16 protein-coding genes are annotated in these 15,668 nt (G+C 58.4%); 13 read left to right on the top strand and 3 right to left on the bottom strand.

The window, feature by feature from the left end; translation table 11 throughout:
- The first annotated feature begins 386 nt into the window (after window positions 1-386).
- The 11 genes from AB7M22_RS11540 to AB7M22_RS11590 all read left to right on the top strand — a co-directional run bounded on the left by AB7M22_RS11540 (window position 387) and on the right by AB7M22_RS11590 (window position 10,632).
- Window positions 387-1,796 (top strand): circularly permuted type 2 ATP-grasp protein, encoded by a 1,410-nt coding sequence (locus AB7M22_RS11540; RefSeq protein ID WP_007902297.1) that lies wholly within the window; start codon window positions 387-389, stop codon window positions 1,794-1,796.
- Between the two features lie 3 nt (window positions 1,797-1,799).
- On the top strand, window positions 1,800-2,750 hold the full coding sequence (locus AB7M22_RS11545; RefSeq protein WP_454186368.1) for an alpha-E domain-containing protein: 951 nt from the start codon (window positions 1,800-1,802) through the stop codon (window positions 2,748-2,750).
- On the top strand, window positions 2,747-3,544 hold the full coding sequence (locus AB7M22_RS11550) for a transglutaminase family protein (RefSeq protein ID WP_008013249.1): 798 nt from the start codon (window positions 2,747-2,749) through the stop codon (window positions 3,542-3,544). The genes AB7M22_RS11545 and AB7M22_RS11550 overlap by 4 nt, the downstream gene beginning before the upstream one ends.
- 80 nt (window positions 3,545-3,624) lie before the next feature.
- Window positions 3,625-4,362, top strand: coding sequence for a peptidase (locus AB7M22_RS11555; protein WP_454186369.1), 738 nt, complete (start codon window positions 3,625-3,627; stop codon window positions 4,360-4,362).
- Between the two features lie 193 nt (window positions 4,363-4,555).
- Window positions 4,556-5,863: a dicarboxylate/amino acid:cation symporter gene (locus AB7M22_RS11560; protein WP_454186370.1), complete on the top strand. Its 1,308-nt coding sequence runs from the start codon at window positions 4,556-4,558 to the stop codon at window positions 5,861-5,863.
- A gap of 232 nt (window positions 5,864-6,095) precedes the next feature.
- Window positions 6,096-7,064 carry a tripartite tricarboxylate transporter substrate binding protein gene (locus AB7M22_RS11565; protein WP_454186371.1) on the top strand — a complete coding sequence of 323 codons (969 nt, stop codon included), beginning with the start codon at window positions 6,096-6,098 and terminating at the stop codon, window positions 7,062-7,064.
- 1 nt (window position 7,065) lies between these two features.
- Complete coding sequence (locus AB7M22_RS11570; RefSeq protein WP_454186372.1) at window positions 7,066-7,557, top strand: tripartite tricarboxylate transporter TctB family protein; 492 nt, start codon at window positions 7,066-7,068, stop codon at window positions 7,555-7,557.
- A 24-nt stretch (window positions 7,558-7,581) separates the two neighbouring features.
- Window positions 7,582-9,090, top strand: coding sequence for a tripartite tricarboxylate transporter permease (locus AB7M22_RS11575; RefSeq protein WP_454186373.1), 1,509 nt, complete (start codon window positions 7,582-7,584; stop codon window positions 9,088-9,090).
- A 252-nt stretch (window positions 9,091-9,342) separates the two neighbouring features.
- Window positions 9,343-9,615 carry a CopG family ribbon-helix-helix protein gene (locus AB7M22_RS11580; RefSeq protein WP_454186374.1) on the top strand — a complete coding sequence of 91 codons (273 nt, stop codon included), beginning with the start codon at window positions 9,343-9,345 and terminating at the stop codon, window positions 9,613-9,615.
- On the top strand, window positions 9,615-9,890 hold the full coding sequence (locus AB7M22_RS11585; RefSeq protein WP_008013237.1) for a type II toxin-antitoxin system RelE/ParE family toxin: 276 nt from the start codon (window positions 9,615-9,617) through the stop codon (window positions 9,888-9,890). The genes AB7M22_RS11580 and AB7M22_RS11585 overlap by 1 nt, the downstream gene beginning before the upstream one ends.
- Window positions 9,891-10,344: 454 nt before the next feature.
- Window positions 10,345-10,632, top strand: coding sequence for a hypothetical protein (locus AB7M22_RS11590; RefSeq protein WP_454186375.1), 288 nt, complete (start codon window positions 10,345-10,347; stop codon window positions 10,630-10,632).
- Between the two features lie 502 nt (window positions 10,633-11,134).
- Here the strand turns inward: AB7M22_RS11590 and AB7M22_RS11595 are convergent.
- From AB7M22_RS11595 to AB7M22_RS11605, 3 genes are all read right to left on the bottom strand, one after another.
- On the bottom strand, window positions 11,135-11,566 hold the full coding sequence (locus tag AB7M22_RS11595; protein ID WP_454186376.1) for a nuclear transport factor 2 family protein: 432 nt from the start codon (window positions 11,564-11,566) through the stop codon (window positions 11,135-11,137).
- A gap of 116 nt (window positions 11,567-11,682) precedes the next feature.
- On the bottom strand, window positions 11,683-12,522 hold the full coding sequence (locus tag AB7M22_RS11600; RefSeq protein ID WP_454186377.1) for a pirin family protein: 840 nt from the start codon (window positions 12,520-12,522) through the stop codon (window positions 11,683-11,685).
- Between the two features lie 41 nt (window positions 12,523-12,563).
- The gene (locus AB7M22_RS11605; protein WP_454186378.1) at window positions 12,564-12,947 is read right to left on the bottom strand and encodes a DoxX family protein; all 384 of its coding nucleotides are present in this window, start codon (window positions 12,945-12,947) and stop codon (window positions 12,564-12,566) included.
- A gap of 140 nt (window positions 12,948-13,087) precedes the next feature.
- Between AB7M22_RS11605 and AB7M22_RS11610 the strand changes: the two genes are divergently transcribed.
- Window positions 13,088-14,008, top strand: coding sequence for a LysR family transcriptional regulator (locus tag AB7M22_RS11610; protein WP_454186379.1), 921 nt, complete (start codon window positions 13,088-13,090; stop codon window positions 14,006-14,008).
- Window positions 14,009-14,100: 92 nt separating this feature from the next.
- Window positions 14,101-15,597, top strand: coding sequence for a sensor domain-containing diguanylate cyclase (locus AB7M22_RS11615; protein ID WP_454186380.1), 1,497 nt, complete (start codon window positions 14,101-14,103; stop codon window positions 15,595-15,597).
- The last annotated feature ends 71 nt before the right edge of the window (window positions 15,598-15,668 follow it).

The raw sequence follows: 15,668 nt of genomic DNA on the forward strand, positions 1-15,668 counted from the left end.
CGTCTCAAAAATGCAATGAAATGTCTCTCTGGTGTCTTTGCGGAGGGGTTTTTCGTTTTTTATCAGCAGTAACAATACTTGGGCACAGCCCTTGCAAAAGTACTTTCCAACCACCGCAAGTGTGGTTTTCAACGAAAAAAGATAATGGGGAACGTTATAAATGGGGCGCCAGAAATCAAACCGCAGAGGCCGAATCTCTGGCGTCGGGACGCGTCAAGAGATTACCGGAGTCATGAGGAAGTTATTTCCGAATGTGACAGGAAGTTAACGGCGCACACTGAGGTGCTCAACAGAAACAGTACTCACTAAAACAACGTAAGGCCTTATTTTATTGAAATAGCAGAGTGATAAGAAAATGCCGTCTGTATCGCGGCAAGGAGTAGGGTATGTCCCGAGCTTTTTTTAACGAAATGTATGATGCGAGTGGTGGCTGCCGCCCACATTACCAGGAGTTCGCGCGTTGGTTGGCGGACACACCTCTGGAGTTGCTGGATCAACGTCGTCGCGAAGCCGACCTGTTGTTCCACCGAGCCGGCATCACCTTCACCTTATACGGGGACGAGCAGGGCACAGAGCGGTTGATTCCGTTCGACATCATTCCACGCAGCATCACAGCCCGCGAATGGCAAACGGTGGAGCGTGGCTGCATTCAACGGGTCCAGGCATTGAACATGTTCCTGGCCGACATCTACCACGGGCAACGCATTCTCAAGGAGGGCATTATTCCGGCCGAACAGGTGTTGGCCAACGAGGGTTATCAGGTCGCCATGCAGGGCCTGAATCTGCACCGCGGCATCTATGCCCACATCTCCGGGGTCGATCTGGTCCGCGACGGGGATGGCAGTTACTACGTACTGGAAGACAACTTGCGCACCCCCAGCGGTGTGAGCTACATGCTCGAAGACCGCAAAATGATGATGCGCTTGTTCCCCGAACTCTTCGCCGCCCAGCGTGTGGCGCCCATCGATCACTACCCCAATCTGCTGCTGGACACCCTAAAGAGCTCCAGCCCCCTGGATAACCCGACGGCCGTGGTATTGACCCCGGGTCGCTTCAACAGCGCTTACTTCGAACACGCATTCCTGGCCCGTGAAATGGGCGTGGAACTGGTCGAAGGCGCCGACCTGTTTGTCCGCGACGATCATGTCTATATGCGCACCACGGCCGGCCCGAAACAGGTGGATGTGATCTATCGCCGCCTCGACGATGCCTTCCTCGATCCGCTGTCCTTCAATCCAGACTCCATGCTGGGTGTCCCGGGGCTGGTGGCGGCCTATCGCTCGGGGAACGTGGTGCTGGCCAACGCCATCGGCACCGGTGTGGCCGACGACAAGTCGATCTATCCCTATGTCGACGACATGATCCGCTTCTACCTCAGCGAGGAACCGATCCTCAAGAACGTGCCGACCTGGCAATGTCGCAAACCCGAAGAGCTGTCCCACGTGCTGGCCCATCTTCCCGAGCTGGTGGTCAAGGAAACCCAGGGTTCCGGCGGCTACGGCATGCTGGTTGGGCCCGCGGCCACGGCGGCGGAGATCGAAGACTTCCGCGCGCGCCTCAAGGCACGCCCCGAAGCCTATATCGCTCAACCCACCCTGTGCCTGTCGACGTGCCCGACCTTTGTCGAAAACGGCATCGCTCCACGCCACATTGATCTGCGCCCGTTTGTCCTGTCGGGCAGCGAAACCCGTCTGGTGCCCGGTGGCCTGACTCGCGTGGCATTGCGCGAAGGCTCGCTGGTGGTGAACTCGTCTCAGGGCGGCGGCACCAAAGACACTTGGGTAGTGGAGGACTAAGACATGCTTTCAAGAACCGCTTCGGACCTCTACTGGATGTCCCGTTACCTGGAGCGCGCCGAAAACCTGGCGCGCATGCTCGAAGTCAGTTACTCGCTGTCGCTGATGCCCCAGGCCGGGCGCACCGACGGCCGTGCCGAGCTGGCGATGTCGCTATTGGCCGCCGGCACGCTGGACGACTACAACGAACGCTACGGCGAACTCAACACCGAGCGCATGCTGCACTTTTTCGCGCTGGATGAAACCAACCCCGGCAGTATCTATTGCTGCCTGCAGGCCGCTCGGGCCAATGCTCACGCGGTGCGTGGACGCATCACCGCCGACATGTGGGAGAACATCAACGCCACCTGGCTGGAGATGCGCAATATCGCCAGCAATGGCCTGGGGCGGTACGGCATCAGCCATTTCTGCGAGTGGGTCAAGGAGCGCTCGCATCTGTTCCGTGGCGCGACCTCGGGCACCATCATGCGCAACGATGCCTACTGCTTTATCCGCCTGGGCACTTTCCTTGAACGGGCCGATAACACTCTGCGCCTGCTGGATGCGCGCTACGAAATGTTCGGCGAAGAGTCGGAGGAGGTGAGTGACAACTCTGCGCGAGGCTACTACCAGTGGAGCGCCTTGCTGCGCGCCTTGTCGTCCTTCGAGGCGTTCAACGAGATCTACCGCAATGCGCCAGGCGCCGAGCAGGTTTCCGAGATGCTGCTGTTGCGTGGCGATGTGCCGCGTTCGCTGCACGCTTGTATCGAGGAACTGGACCAGATCCTCGCCAGCCTGCCGGGCAACAACGGCCGACCGGCCCAGCGCCTGGCCGCCGAACTGAATGCGCGGCTGCGTTATACCGGGATCGACGAGATTCTCGGCTTCGGTCTGCACCTGTGGCTGACTGATTTCATCTCCCAGGTTCGCCATCTTGGTCAGACCGTGCACGAGTCTTATCTGGAGGTCGTATGAAACTGTCCATACGCCACGACACCACTTACAGCTACGCCGACGAAGTCTGCACCAGCATCCAGTTCCTGCGGCTGACACCGCAGAACAGCGATCGCCAGCGCATCCTCGAATGGCACCTGGAATTGCCGCGCCTGGTCCGCAGCCAGTTCGATCCTTACGGCAACATCCTGCATGTGTTGACGATGGACGAGCCCCACGGAGCTCTGGTGCTGACGGCTTATGGTCAGGTGGAAATCGATCCGGACCGTGAGTTTGAACGCGACAGCCAATCGCCTTTGCCATTTTTGCGCACCAGTCACCTGACAAAACTGGACGATGCCCTGAATGCCTTTACCGTGCAGCACTGCGGTACGCGGCGTGATCGGACGGCGCTGATCGACCTGATGAATGGCCTGGCCGACCACATGGTCTACAACCCGGGTGCGACCACGGTGGATACCACCGCAGCCGAGGCGTTTGCGGGCGGAGGAGGGGTGTGCCAGGACCATACCCACGCTTTCCTTGCCTGCGCCCGCAGCCTGGGAATTCCCGCACGTTATGTCTCTGGCTACCTGTGTACCGAAGATGAAAATCACTTGGCCAGCCATGCCTGGGCCGAAGCGTGGCTCGACGATGGCTGGTACAGCTTCGACGTGACGAATCGGTTGGCCCGGCCCGAACGCCATCTGAAACTGGCGGTGGGTCTGGACTACCTGGACGCCTGTCCGGTACGCGGTATGCGTCGTGGCGGCGGGGCTGAGTCGATGCTGGCTCGGGTACAGGTAACGTCCCTGTTTCAGGTTCAACACCAATAACCCCGAGTCAGTCGCAGCAACTGGCCATACCGTCGTGGAGACGGTATGGCCTCTCATCTCAAATTCACGAGTTAACACGAATGACTTATTGCGTCGCTATGCACCTGGCCGACGGGCTGGTGTTCATCTCCGATTCAAGGACCAATGCCGGTATCGACCAGATTTCAACCTTCCGTAAATTGTTTATTTTCAGCACGCCAGGAGAGCGGCTGATCGTGCTGCAAACCGCGGGTAACCTGGCCACGTCGCAATCGGTGGTCAACCTGCTCAAGCAACGTGCGAGCGGGTCGGGCACCCATCTGTTGAATGTCCGCACGCTCTATGACGCCACCGTGCTGGTGGCCGAGACCATTCGCGAAGTCGTCGCCCGGGATCGCACCAAGTTGGCGGGCAAGACCGACTTGAGTTGTTCCTTTCTGGTCGGTGGGCAAATCGCGGACGGTCCCATGGACGTGTACAGCATTTACCCGCAAGGCAACTTCATTCAAGCGACGGAGGACACGCCGTTCCTGCAATTGGGTGAAAGCAAATACGGCAGGCCGATCCTGGATCGCAACCTGAAGTTTCGCACCTCCCTCGACGAAGGCCTGCGCTGCGGGCTGATCTCGTTCGACTCGACCATGCACAGCAACCTGTCGGTAGGCATGCCGCTGGACCTGCTGGTGTACCGCAAAGACAGTTTTACCCGTGCGAAAAGTTACCGCATCACGGCCGACGACCCTTACTTCAATCGTATCCGTGCGCAGTGGGCTGTCGGACTGCAAGACATGCTCGCTGCACTGCCGGAGCCTCCCGACGTGTACATGATGCCTGCATGACGTAGTCGGCTGATAACAAAAATAACGATTCACCTCTTGTTCAAGCACCGCCCCGATCCAAGGGCGGTTTGCTTGCTGCCCGGTTCAGCGCACTTGAGCGGATAAAAGTCGTTCAGTGCATGGATCAACCTATTGCGAATGAATCGCTGCCATTGAGGCAATTGGAACTGGGTTAAACCCATGGAGGTGTTTTATGAAGAGCAAATTACCGGCTGCGGCATGGATTCTGATCGCCATGACCCTGGGGATCCTTATCGGTTACATGGTGTTCATCAACTTTCCGGACAAGGAATCGGCGACCAAAGTAGCGGGGTACATCTCCATTGTCTCGGATGTCTTTTTGCGTCTGATCAAAATGCTGATCGGGCCGCTGGTGTTCTCGACGCTGGTGGTCGGTATCGCGCATATGGGCGATGCCGCGTCGGTCGGGCGCGTATTTGCCAAGGCCCTGGGTTGGTTCGTGACGGCTTCGTTGGTGTCTCTGGTGCTGGGGCTGGTCATGGCCAATCTGCTACAACCTGGGCACAACCTCGGCCTTCCACTGCCCGATATCGGTGCCCACACTAACCTTGCGACGTCAGCCTTCACCCTGAAGGATTTCGTCGTCCACCTGGTACCCAAATCCTTCGCCGAGGCGATGGCCAACAACGAAATCCTGCAGATCGTGGTGTTCTCCATGTTCTTCGGCGTCGCACTGGCGGCGCTGGGCAAAAAGGCCGAGCGCCTCGTGGGCCTGATCGAAGAGTTGTCCCACGCGATGCTGAAAATCACCGGTTACGTGATGAAGTTGGCACCCATTGCAGTGATGGCCGCCATGGCCGCGACCGTGTCGGTGAACGGGTTGGCAATCCTGTTGAAATTCGCCGTCTTCATGGGCGATTTTTACCTGGGGCTGTTCTTGTTGTGGGGGCTGCTGGTGCTGGCTGGCCTGCTGTTTCTCGGACCGCGGGTGTTCAAGCTCGTGGTGTTGATCAAGGAAGCCTTCCTGCTGTCTTTTGCCACGGCGAGCTCCGAATCGGCGTATCCGAAAATTCTCGAGGCCCTCGATCGCTTTGGTGTAAAGCGCAAGATCTCCAGTTTTGTCATGCCGATGGGGTACTCGTTCAACCTCGACGGCTCGATGATTTACTGCACGTTCGCAGTGCTGTTTATCGCCCAGGCTTACGGCATCGAGTTGTCCATCGGTACCCAGATCACCATGTTGCTGATTCTGATGCTGACCTCCAAGGGCATGGCCGGTGTACCGCGGGCGTCCCTGGTGGTAATTGCCGCGACGCTGAACCAGTTCAATATTCCCGAGGCCGGGCTGTTACTGATTCTGGGGGTCGATACGTTCCTCGATATGGGGCGCTCGGCAACCAATGCGGTGGGCAACTCCATTGCCACTGCCGTGGTCGCCAAATGGGAAGGCGAACTGATGAGCGAAGAAGAGGCCCAGGCTCACGCCAGAACGCTGGATCTTGAGGATGCGGTGGTATCGGCGGTCCCGGTAAAGGCCTGAAACGCGGGCGTGCAGCCTAATAGAATAATGCCCCTGCGTTTCTGATCTGCTTTTGGTGCCAGCCCCGCGGGACATCAGCTCATTGCGCGGGGCTATCGGTCATTGCCATCCGGTTGATTGAAAGGACACCAACAAACACAACTATGACCTACGCTTATTCCCAGATGCCTGTTCAACGAGCAGGGGCTACCCCTGATCGAAAACAACAAGAACTGTTATCGGGAGATCACACATGCTTGCCTTGTTCCGTCGATTCAGCAGCAACATGGCCGCCGCTGTCATTACCGCCGCCACGCTCGCATCACCTGTCTTTGCGCTGGACACCGTCAAGTTCATGGCCCCCGGTTCAGTCGGTGGTGGTTATGACCAGACCGCACGGGTCCTGGGCAAAGCCATGGTCGAGGCCAAAACGGCCAAGGCCGTCACCTTCGAAAACAAGGGAGGTGCCGGTGGGACTCTGGGGTTGGCGCAATTTGCCAACGGCACCAAGGGCGACGCCAATGCCCTGATTGTGGTCGGCGCGATCATGGTCGCGGCCATCGAGCAGAACAAACCGCAAATCACCTTGAAGGACGTGACACCGATCGCCCGGCTGTTTACCGAATACAACGTGATTGCCGTGCGTGACGACTCCCCGTACAAAACCCTGGACGACTTGCTCAAAGACTTCAAAGCCAACCCGTCCAGTATCAAATGGGGTGGTGGTTCCAAGGGGTCGATCGACCACATTGGCATCGCCGAACTGGCGAGCAAAATGGACGTCCCCGTCAACAAGGTGAACTACGTAGCCTTCGCAGGGGGCGGCGAAGTCGTCGCCGCGGTGCTGGGTGGCCATATCACGGTGATCACCGGCGGCTACGCCGAGCTTGCCAAATACGTCCAGTCCAAGCAGTTCCGCCTACTCGCCATCGGAGCGCCCAACCGCGTTGAAGGCATCGATGCTCCGACCCTCAAAGAGGCTGGCTACGACGTGACGATCGGCAACTGGCGGGGTGTTTACGGCGCAGCGGGCCTGACGCCCGAGCAACGTAAAGAACTGACCGAAGCCGTCCTGACCGCCACCAAAAGCAACGTCTGGCAAGAAAACGTAAAAACCAATGCATGGTCACCGAGCATTTTGACCGGGGATGATTTCGGTAAATTCGTCGAAGAAGAGCACGGGCGCCTGCGCGCGATGCTGGTCAAGGTCGGGCTGCTTTGAGATGGCCGGGCGCTGGAAAGTCATGCCGGCCCAACTGGCGATTGGCTTAGGTGTCGTCGTCATCAGCGCGGTATTGGCGATCGGCGCCTCGCGGTTTCCTCCCGAGATGGGCTTCGTCATCATGGCGGCCTATGTCTACCCCTATGCCGTCGCGGTGTTTCTCGGCGGCGTCGGTCTGTTGATGTGCTATCAGGCGCTCACTGGTGGTTTTCGCAACCTTGGCGACGACCACGAAACCACCCAGGCTCAGCCCGGCGGCAAGCTCGGCGCGACCTGGGTCACGGCGGGGCTGGTAGGGGTCGCCTTGCTCATTACCTACATCGGCTTCGTATTGGCGGCGGCACTGCTGTTTGCCTGTTCGGCACGGGGCTTTGGCAGTCGCAGCCCGCTGCGGGACCTCGCCATAGGCATCGCCCTGACGCTGCCGATTTACTGGCTTTTCACCGCCGGGCTAGGGGTTTCCCTTCCGCCCCTGGTCAACGCCTGGATCTGATCCGGGCCGAAGGAGGTCGACAAGGTGGATATTCTCGCAAGTCTGGCAAGCGGCTTCGGGGCCGCGCTGGCACCGATCAATCTGATGTGGGGCTTTATCGGCTGCCTGCTGGGTACCGCAATCGGTGTTTTGCCGGGGATCGGACCGGCGCTGACGGTGGCCTTGCTGCTGCCGATCACCGCCAAGGTCGATCCTACCGGGGCGCTGATCATGTTCGCCGGCATCTATTACGGCGCTCAGTTTGGCGGCTCCACCACCTCGATTCTGCTCAATACCCCCGGGGAGTCGTCCTCCATGGTCACGGCCCTGGAAGGCAACCTCATGGCCCGTAACGGACGGGCCGGCCCGGCCTTGGCGACGGCCGCGATAGGTTCATTCGTGGCCGGCACCATCGCGACGATTTTGTTGACGTTGTTTGCGCCACTCGTTGCCACGCTGGCGTTGAAATTCGGGCCGGCGGAGTATTTCGCGATTCTGGTGCTGGCCTTCACCACGGTGTCGGCGGTGCTCGGTGCGTCGATGCTGCGCGGCTTTGCCTCACTGGGCATCGGGCTGACCATCGGCTTGATCGGCCTGGACTCGACCTCGGGCATTGCCCGCTACACCATGGCGGTGCCCGAACTGGTTGATGGTATCGAAGTGGTGCTGGTGGCGGTCGGCTTGTTTGCCGTCGGTGAGGCTTTGTACAGCGTGCTCTACCAAAAGGAAGAGACGGGCAGCCGACATCGCTTGACCTCGTTGTGGATGACCCGCGCCGACTGGAAACGCTCGATTCCCGCGTGGCTGCGGGGCACCCTGATCGGGTTTCCCTTCGGGTCGATTCCGGCCGGTGGCGCGGAAATTCCGACGTTCCTGTCCTATTCGACTGAACGCAAACTCAGCAAATACCCGAAAGAGTTCGCGGCCAGCAAAGGCGAGGGCGCCATTGAGGGTGTCGCCGGCCCCGAGGCGGCCAACAACGCGAGCGCCACCGGCTCGCTGGTGCCGCTGCTGACGCTGGGCATCCCGACCTCCGCCACGGCGGCGATCCTGTTGGCCGCGTTCCAGAACTACAACCTGCAACCGGGGCCGCTGCTGTTCCAGACCTCGGGTGAGTTGGTCTGGACGCTGGTGGCCTCTTTGTACATCGGCAACGCCATCCTGCTGGTGCTGAACCTGCCGTTGGTGGGCCTGTGGGTCAAACTCTTGCAGATTCCACGGCCCTACCTGAACGCCGGCATTCTGGTGTTCGCCACCATCGGCGTATACGGCATGCGCCACTCGACTTTCGACCTGTTTCTGATGCTGGGCATCGGCTGGGCAGGGGTGTTGATGCGGCGTTTCGATTTCCCCGTCGCCCCGGTGATCGTCGGCATGCTGCTGGGCCCGATGGCGGAAAAACAACTGCGCAACGCCTTGTCCATCAGCCAGGGCGACTGGATGGTGTTTGTGACACAACCCATCGCGGCTTCGGTTCTGGTGCTGACGTTGTTGGTGTTGCTGGTTCCGTACCTGCTGCATAAGCGCGGGATCAAGTTGCATGAGGATGATTGAGTGCTTTGTAAGCCGGTTTGATGATCTGCACGACGATGCATGTCAACGCCAGCTCCAGCCCCAGCGTCACGCGCTGCCCTTGTTTTCCTCTTACCTAAAAGTTGACATCTTGGACCCTGTTTTGTCCGTCTATCGAGGGTATTACCTCAATCTGGCGCTGCGCTTGACGATGTATCGCTATTCGATATGATTGGTTTTGATTCAAGTTGATTAGTAACGAGACAAGACAAATCACATCAGGAGTAATCGATCATGGCCACTAACGCGAAAACCCGATCCGTGACAGCCCATGTCCCTGTGCAGCTTGCCGAGAAAGTCGATTTGATGGCTGAGCGTCTAGAACGCTCCAAGAACTGGATCGTCAAACAGGCGCTATCCGCTTGGATAGATCAGGAAGAAGAACGCAGTCGACTTACTCGTGAAGCCCTGGCCGATGTGGACGCTGGTCGCGTGATTGACCACCAGGCTGTCCAGTCCTGGGCTGATAGCCTCAGTACAGACACACCGTTGCCGGCGCCGCGCTGATGGACTTGAAGTGGACAAGTAAGGCGCTTTCCGACATTACCCGGCTGTATGAGTTTCTGGCGGCGGTGAATCAACCTGCTGCCGCACGGACAGTACAGCAACTGACGACTACACCGACCACGCTGCTGGCCAACCCACGCATTGGCGAGCGTCTGGAAGAGTTCGAGCCGCGTGATGTGCGACGAATTCAAGTCGGCCACTATGAGATGCGCTACGAGATAGTCGAGTCCACCATTTACCTGCTGCGTTTGTGGCACACGCGTGAGGACCGATAGCCTGGCAAATGCAGGCCGCCCGGCCCGATGGCGGAAAAAACTGCGCAACGCCTTGTCCATCAGCCAGGGCGACTGGATGATAAATGCGGCATCAAATTGCATGAGGCTGATTGAGTGCCGATCGTTCCCACGCGATCGTAGGAACGATCAACTTTGTGGCGCACAACTTTCCAAGACGTTTCCTACAACGTACCCTGTTGCCGCGTTTCGGTATCGACCCCTATAGTTCGTGCTCGCGGAAAACACCGCGAACGACCTTGGCCGGTCGGTCACCCCAAAACGCATCAGCGTCATTGTTCAGACCTTTTTATGTCTGGATATCGTGTTATGGCAGCTGTGCGCGGGACACCCTCGGGTGTGCCGGTTTTGGGTGTGCCGGTCGGCCAACCCGCACACAGCTGCCACCTTTTCGCTTGGCCGCGGACGGTGGTTGCTCTATTTGGAGTTACACCCTATGTTCGATCAAGTCATGCCCCGTTACCTCCCCATCGACACCTACGACGCCGATAACCCGGTGCTCTTCATCAACACCCACAAAGAACTCAGCGACATGCACCGTTTCACCGTGGTTCGCGATCTGACCGACACCTTGTCCAGCCTCAATCTCAAAGGTATTTCCGACTGCGACCTGACCCGTATCACCCGGGCGGTGCACCTGCTGACGCGTGAAGGTTGCGCAATACTGGATGTGATTCAGGCTCGGGCGTTGCAGCGGGAGGAGGGGTTCAAGGCTGCTATTTAGCGGTGTGTCATCTGACGCTATCGCAAGCAGGCTCGCTCCCACATCGGGTTTTCTGTGAACACATTATTTGTGTACGCCAGCGATCAACTGTGGGAGCGAGCCTGCTCGCGATGGGGCCGGCACATCCAGCATAACCATCGACTGACACTCCCGATTTCGCTCATGTTGCACACAACCCCTGTGGTGGACAAACCGCTTTTCGTAGGAGCCAGGCTTCCCGGCGAAGGCGTCCCTGGAAGCGCCTTCGCCGGCAAGCCTGGCTCCTACAGATCCGATCTGCCCGACCGGCATTAGCCTTCCCCCGGTTTGCAGTGTTTGTGGGAAACAGCCTTCACCCCCGATAACGCAGCGCATCCACCAACAACGCAAACGCCGGCGATGCCTGACCGGATTTTCGTACGACTCTGATTCCTGGGGTGTACCCGGTCGGCGTAGGAACTGCCGAAGGCTGCGATCTTTCAAAGCAGCCAATGCCCAATTGACTGCCTAGCCAAGCAGAAAATCAGAGACGGAACGCTTGTCGTCCTACCAGTAGCCATTTGCCTTTCTGTTTCTGCCAGATCTGAAAGTTCTCGATTTCCGTGGGAATGATCTCGGTGCCCTTGATGGCTTGTGCCGAAAAATGATGGCGGACCAACGCTACATCACCTGATACGGTGATTGTCTGGTTCTGCATTTCCAGCGTTTTGAAAGCACTTTTTCCGGTTTCGATGTCGGCGATGAATTCTTTCTTGTCCTGGATTTTTCCGCTGGAATGCCCGTAGGTGAGGTTCTCGGAGGTCAGCGCTTGTAATTGGGGAATGTTCTTGTTCAGCATGGCTTGAGTCAGATGGTCTACTGCATCGGCAATATCCTTCTCGCCCGATGATGGGGCGGCCGCCACGTAGCCACTGAAGAGGCATAAAAAACCGATAAGCAGTTTCACTCTTTTCATGGGTATTTCCTTGTTGTTATGGATGTGAGGACGACAGATGAATCAGGTGTACTCATCTGTCGTCGTATAACTTATCAGGTTTTTACTGAAAGTGCGTATATGGCATTCAGCGAGTCCTAGGCCAGCCGTCCCTCATGGAATAGACGTGCGCCGATGCGCTGAATTTCAGCTTCCCCCTGAGCCAGTGCCGCTCGGCTGGTGTGTACCGAGTAACTACCCAGCACCAAATCGTGCGGGTGTTTCACCGCCGATCCCAGCACGAAAGACGTATCGCCGTGAGCCACGAAGTTGATGGCTTGGCCTGACTCCTCGAACACCGCCAGTTCACCAGCATTGACCGGGCCACCCACGTCCAGCCGACCGGCATTGACCGCCAGCCATGCCACGTTGTGGCCGGCGGGAGGGGTGTAGCGCCAGCGTTCTCCATCTTTCAAGCGCACAGCGAGGTAGTTCATGTCGGAGGGTGCCGCAATCGCACTTTGCGCTGCGCCGTAGCATCCGAGCAGCACACGCGCCGGGCCTTCTTGCGGGATCTGCGAGGGCGCGAGGTAGAGGCTTTGCGCCGGTGCGTTTTCATGCGAAGCGGGCAAGGCGACCCAAAGCTGAAAGCCCGATATTGTAGCGCCGCTGGCGGGCGCGCCGTCGTGCCACACGCCATTGCCGGCGCGCATCCATTCCACACCTCCAGCGGGTAGCACGCCGGACTTGCCCGTGGTGTCTTCGTACGCTACACCGCCTTCGATCATGTAGGTCAGCGTTGCGATCCCTGAATGCGGATGCATGCCGAATCCTTTCTGCCCGCCTTTGGGCTTGAATCCGAAGAGGTCAAGAAACACAAAAGGCTTCAACAACTCGCCCAAGTCGCCAGGGCTCATCAGCCGAGTGATCGGCCCGTGAGTGCTGCCGGATGTGCGGTGAACGATGGTGCGCGTTTGCGTTGCGATGATGCTGTTCATAGATGTTCCTCAAGTCTTGAGCCGGCCGCCGTTCCCATGGATCAGCTCGCTGCACCGAGCCAGGTCACGGGTTTCTGACGCCAGGCCACGAAGGCAGACATCGCCAGCAGCACCAGAGCAGGGGCGGGATTGCCGCCAATCACGACGAGATGCGTCACCGTTGCGCCGGCCATCGTCGCCGTCAGCAACAACCCGGCGAAAAAGCCCGTGACAGGGATCAGCAGCAATACAGCGCCAACCACCTCGATGGCACCGGTCAGGTAGCGGAACCATTGGCCAACACCGATGGCGTCGAACACCTGGACCATTTGCGGCACTCCGGCCAGTTTAGCGATGCCGGCCGCGGCGAACGCCAAGGCCAGAAAAATGCGAACGCCCCAAAGGATGCGTTTCTGGGTAGGAGAGAGGGATGGGGTATTAGTCATGGAAAACGATGTCCTGCCTGTGATTTGCGCAGCTAAAGGGCTAACTGCAACGATGCAAGGAGGATAAGCGTGCCCGGATTGGTTGATTAGATGGCACAATTGGATTGGGCTCGTCCATTTTTAGCTGGAATTATCGTTTTATGCTCGACTTGAATGACATTGCCTTGTTTGTCCAAGTGGTCCGCAGCGGCAGCTTTGCCGAAGCGGCGCGGCGGCTGGGCATGCCGCCCAACACCGTAAGCCGGCGTGTCCAGCAGCTCGAGGCGCAACTCGACACCCGGCTGCTGCAACGCTCCACGCGCAAGCTGACACTCACCTATGCCGGGCAGGCTTTTCACGAGCGCTGTGTGGGCGCGGTGGACGGGCTGATCGAGGCCGGGCATGAGTTAATGACGGGCAGCCAGGAACCCAGCGGATTGGTGCGCATTGCGGCGACGGCGGACTTCTTCGACTTTTTCCCGATGGAATGGGTGGCCGACTTTCTCGCCGCTTATCCTCGGGTGCGGCTTGATTTTGTGCTCAGTGATGCCCGTGCCGATTTGATCGCCGAGCGAATCGACGTCGCGTTTCGCGGTGGCCCTCTGCAAGACTCGGGCTACGTCGGGCGCCAGCTGTTCGGCGCGGGCAGCGAGGGCTTGGTGGCGAGTCCGGCTTACATCGCTGCTCGCGGTATGCCCAGTACGCTGCAAGACCTGGTGCACCACGATTGTGTGAGTTTCGCCCATCCCAGTGGCTTCGCCACCTGGCGTCTGGCGGGGCCAGAGGGCGTGGAGGAAGAAGTGCAAATCGCCAGCCGCTTTACCGGTAACACGGCTCAGGCATTGCGCAAGGCTACGGTAGCTGGTCTGGGTATCGCGCTGCTACCGCCGACGATCGCCATGCTCGATCTTCAGGTGGGCCGACTGGTACAGGTGTTGCCACACTACCAGCGCGCCGGCTTTGGTCTGCACGTGCTTTACCCGAGCCGGCAGCATCTGCCGTTGGCGGTATCGGCCTTCATTGAACTGGTGATGGAAAAACTAAGGGTGGAGGCATTTCCGGCGCAAGGTCACATTCGGTAGGTCTGACCTTTGCCTGCATCAGCAGTGCTACTCGAAAGCCCTCTATACTGCGTAGCCTTTGACGCCTGTGTACTCAACAGTCCGGTACTCCTTTGAAACGCGATCTTCGACTTGCCACTTTCCTGATCTTGCTGGTGTGTGTATCGGTGGTGCTGCTGACGGCCTGGCAGTTATGGACAGCCCGACAGAACACCTTGAGTGATATCAGAACCGACACATTGAATCTGACCCATGCACTCAACACTTACACCGAGGGCACCTTCAAGCAAAGTGAAGTGCTGTTGCTGGGCCTGACAGAAAGGATTGAGAAAGACGGCAGCGGCCCGCAGCAGCTCAAACGGCTGAGCATGTTGATTGATCAAGAGATGGATGCACTCCCGCAATTGAATAGCGTGGTGCTGTATGACGCCCGGGGGGACTGGATATTCTCGACCAACATGCCGTTTTCAGCCAATAGCAACAACGCGGATCGTGCGTTCTTCCAGCATCACCGCGACACTCCGGATCGCGGCATATTTATCGGCCCGGCGATTCTCAGCCGTGCCACTTGCACCTGGGTGATTTCGGTCAGTCGACGCATCGATCATCCAGATGGAAGTTTTGCCGGGGTGATCGCCGCGACTATCAGCCTCGAGCATTTCCTCAAACTTTATCGAAGCATTCACGTGGGGCAATTCGGCGCGATCAGCCTGACCTCATCCGAAGGACGTCTGCTGGTGAGGTATCCCTTTCAGGTGGAAGACATCGGTCGCGACCTTTCTCGCGTGCCCATATTTTCCGAATACTTGCGTAACACCTCATCAGGCACCGTGGACTTTGCTTCGAAAGTCGATGGCATCTATCGCCTCTATGCGTTCAAGAGAAGCGACCAATATCCCTTCGTGACAACGGTAGCGGTGGGGCAGGACGAGGCGATGCAAACGTGGTTGAGTCAAACAAAACAATCTGTCGCTGTAGTGTTGTTGCTGCTGGGACTCTTGGTCGCGTTGGGGCGCAGGTTGATTTCCCACATCAGCCGGCGGATTCGGGCGGAGAACAAATTGCTTGTCACCCAGACTGCGCTGATCGAGCTCAACCATACGCTGGAGATTTTCGCCAGCGAGGACAAGCTCACCGGTCTCGCCAACCGCCGTCATTTCGATCAGTTTCTGGATATCGAATTCAAACGCGCCAAGCGACTGGGAAGCCCTTTGTCACTGATCCTGATCGATGTGGATTTTTTCAAACGTTACAACGATCACTACGGGCATCTTGCCGGAGATGAATGCCTGCGCGTCATCTGCCAGGCGATTAAACACTGCGTACGTCGCCCGGGTGACATGACTGCTCGCTATGGTGGAGAAGAAATCGCCGTTGTGATGCCCAATACGGACGAATCAGGAGCCCGTACGGTTGCCGAGGCGATCCTGTCGGGTATCGCTGCCGAGCGACTTGCGCACCTGTCGAGCCCGTTCGGTATCGTGACCGCCAGCCTGGGAGTGGCGACGTGTATTGCCGGCGACCCTGATGAAAAGGCGCTGATCGACCGGGCAGACCGCGCACTTTACGCGGCAAAGTCGCAGGGTAGAAATCGCTTGAGTGTCGCGTGATCAATACGCTGATTTGAGTTTGGACATCTGGACATCTGGGCAAATCAGAAGCCACTGCTATGCTCATCGCA

The organism is Pseudomonas sp. ADAK2 TE3594, assembly GCF_053628675.1.

Excerpts from the sequence above, each read along its gene's own strand:
- AB7M22_RS11540 (WP_007902297.1), top strand. The coding sequence starts at position 387 with ATGTCCCGAGCTTTTTTTAACGAAATGTATGATGCGAGTGGTGGCTGC.
- AB7M22_RS11545 (WP_454186368.1), top strand. The coding sequence starts at position 1,800 with ATGCTTTCAAGAACCGCTTCGGACCTCTACTGGATGTCCCGTTACCTG.
- AB7M22_RS11550 (WP_008013249.1), top strand. The coding sequence starts at position 2,747 with ATGAAACTGTCCATACGCCACGACACCACTTACAGCTACGCCGACGAA.
- AB7M22_RS11555 (WP_454186369.1), top strand. The coding sequence starts at position 3,625 with ATGACTTATTGCGTCGCTATGCACCTGGCCGACGGGCTGGTGTTCATC.
- AB7M22_RS11560 (WP_454186370.1), top strand. The coding sequence starts at position 4,556 with ATGAAGAGCAAATTACCGGCTGCGGCATGGATTCTGATCGCCATGACC.
- AB7M22_RS11565 (WP_454186371.1), top strand. The coding sequence starts at position 6,096 with ATGCTTGCCTTGTTCCGTCGATTCAGCAGCAACATGGCCGCCGCTGTC.
- AB7M22_RS11570 (WP_454186372.1), top strand. The coding sequence starts at position 7,066 with ATGGCCGGGCGCTGGAAAGTCATGCCGGCCCAACTGGCGATTGGCTTA.
- AB7M22_RS11580 (WP_454186374.1), top strand. The coding sequence starts at position 9,343 with ATGGCCACTAACGCGAAAACCCGATCCGTGACAGCCCATGTCCCTGTG.
- AB7M22_RS11585 (WP_008013237.1), top strand. The coding sequence starts at position 9,615 with ATGGACTTGAAGTGGACAAGTAAGGCGCTTTCCGACATTACCCGGCTG.
- AB7M22_RS11590 (WP_454186375.1), top strand. The coding sequence starts at position 10,345 with ATGTTCGATCAAGTCATGCCCCGTTACCTCCCCATCGACACCTACGAC.
- AB7M22_RS11595 (WP_454186376.1), bottom strand. The coding sequence starts at position 11,566 with ATGAAAAGAGTGAAACTGCTTATCGGTTTTTTATGCCTCTTCAGTGGC.
- AB7M22_RS11600 (WP_454186377.1), bottom strand. The coding sequence starts at position 12,522 with ATGAACAGCATCATCGCAACGCAAACGCGCACCATCGTTCACCGCACA.
- AB7M22_RS11605 (WP_454186378.1), bottom strand. The coding sequence starts at position 12,947 with ATGACTAATACCCCATCCCTCTCTCCTACCCAGAAACGCATCCTTTGG.
- AB7M22_RS11610 (WP_454186379.1), top strand. The coding sequence starts at position 13,088 with ATGCTCGACTTGAATGACATTGCCTTGTTTGTCCAAGTGGTCCGCAGC.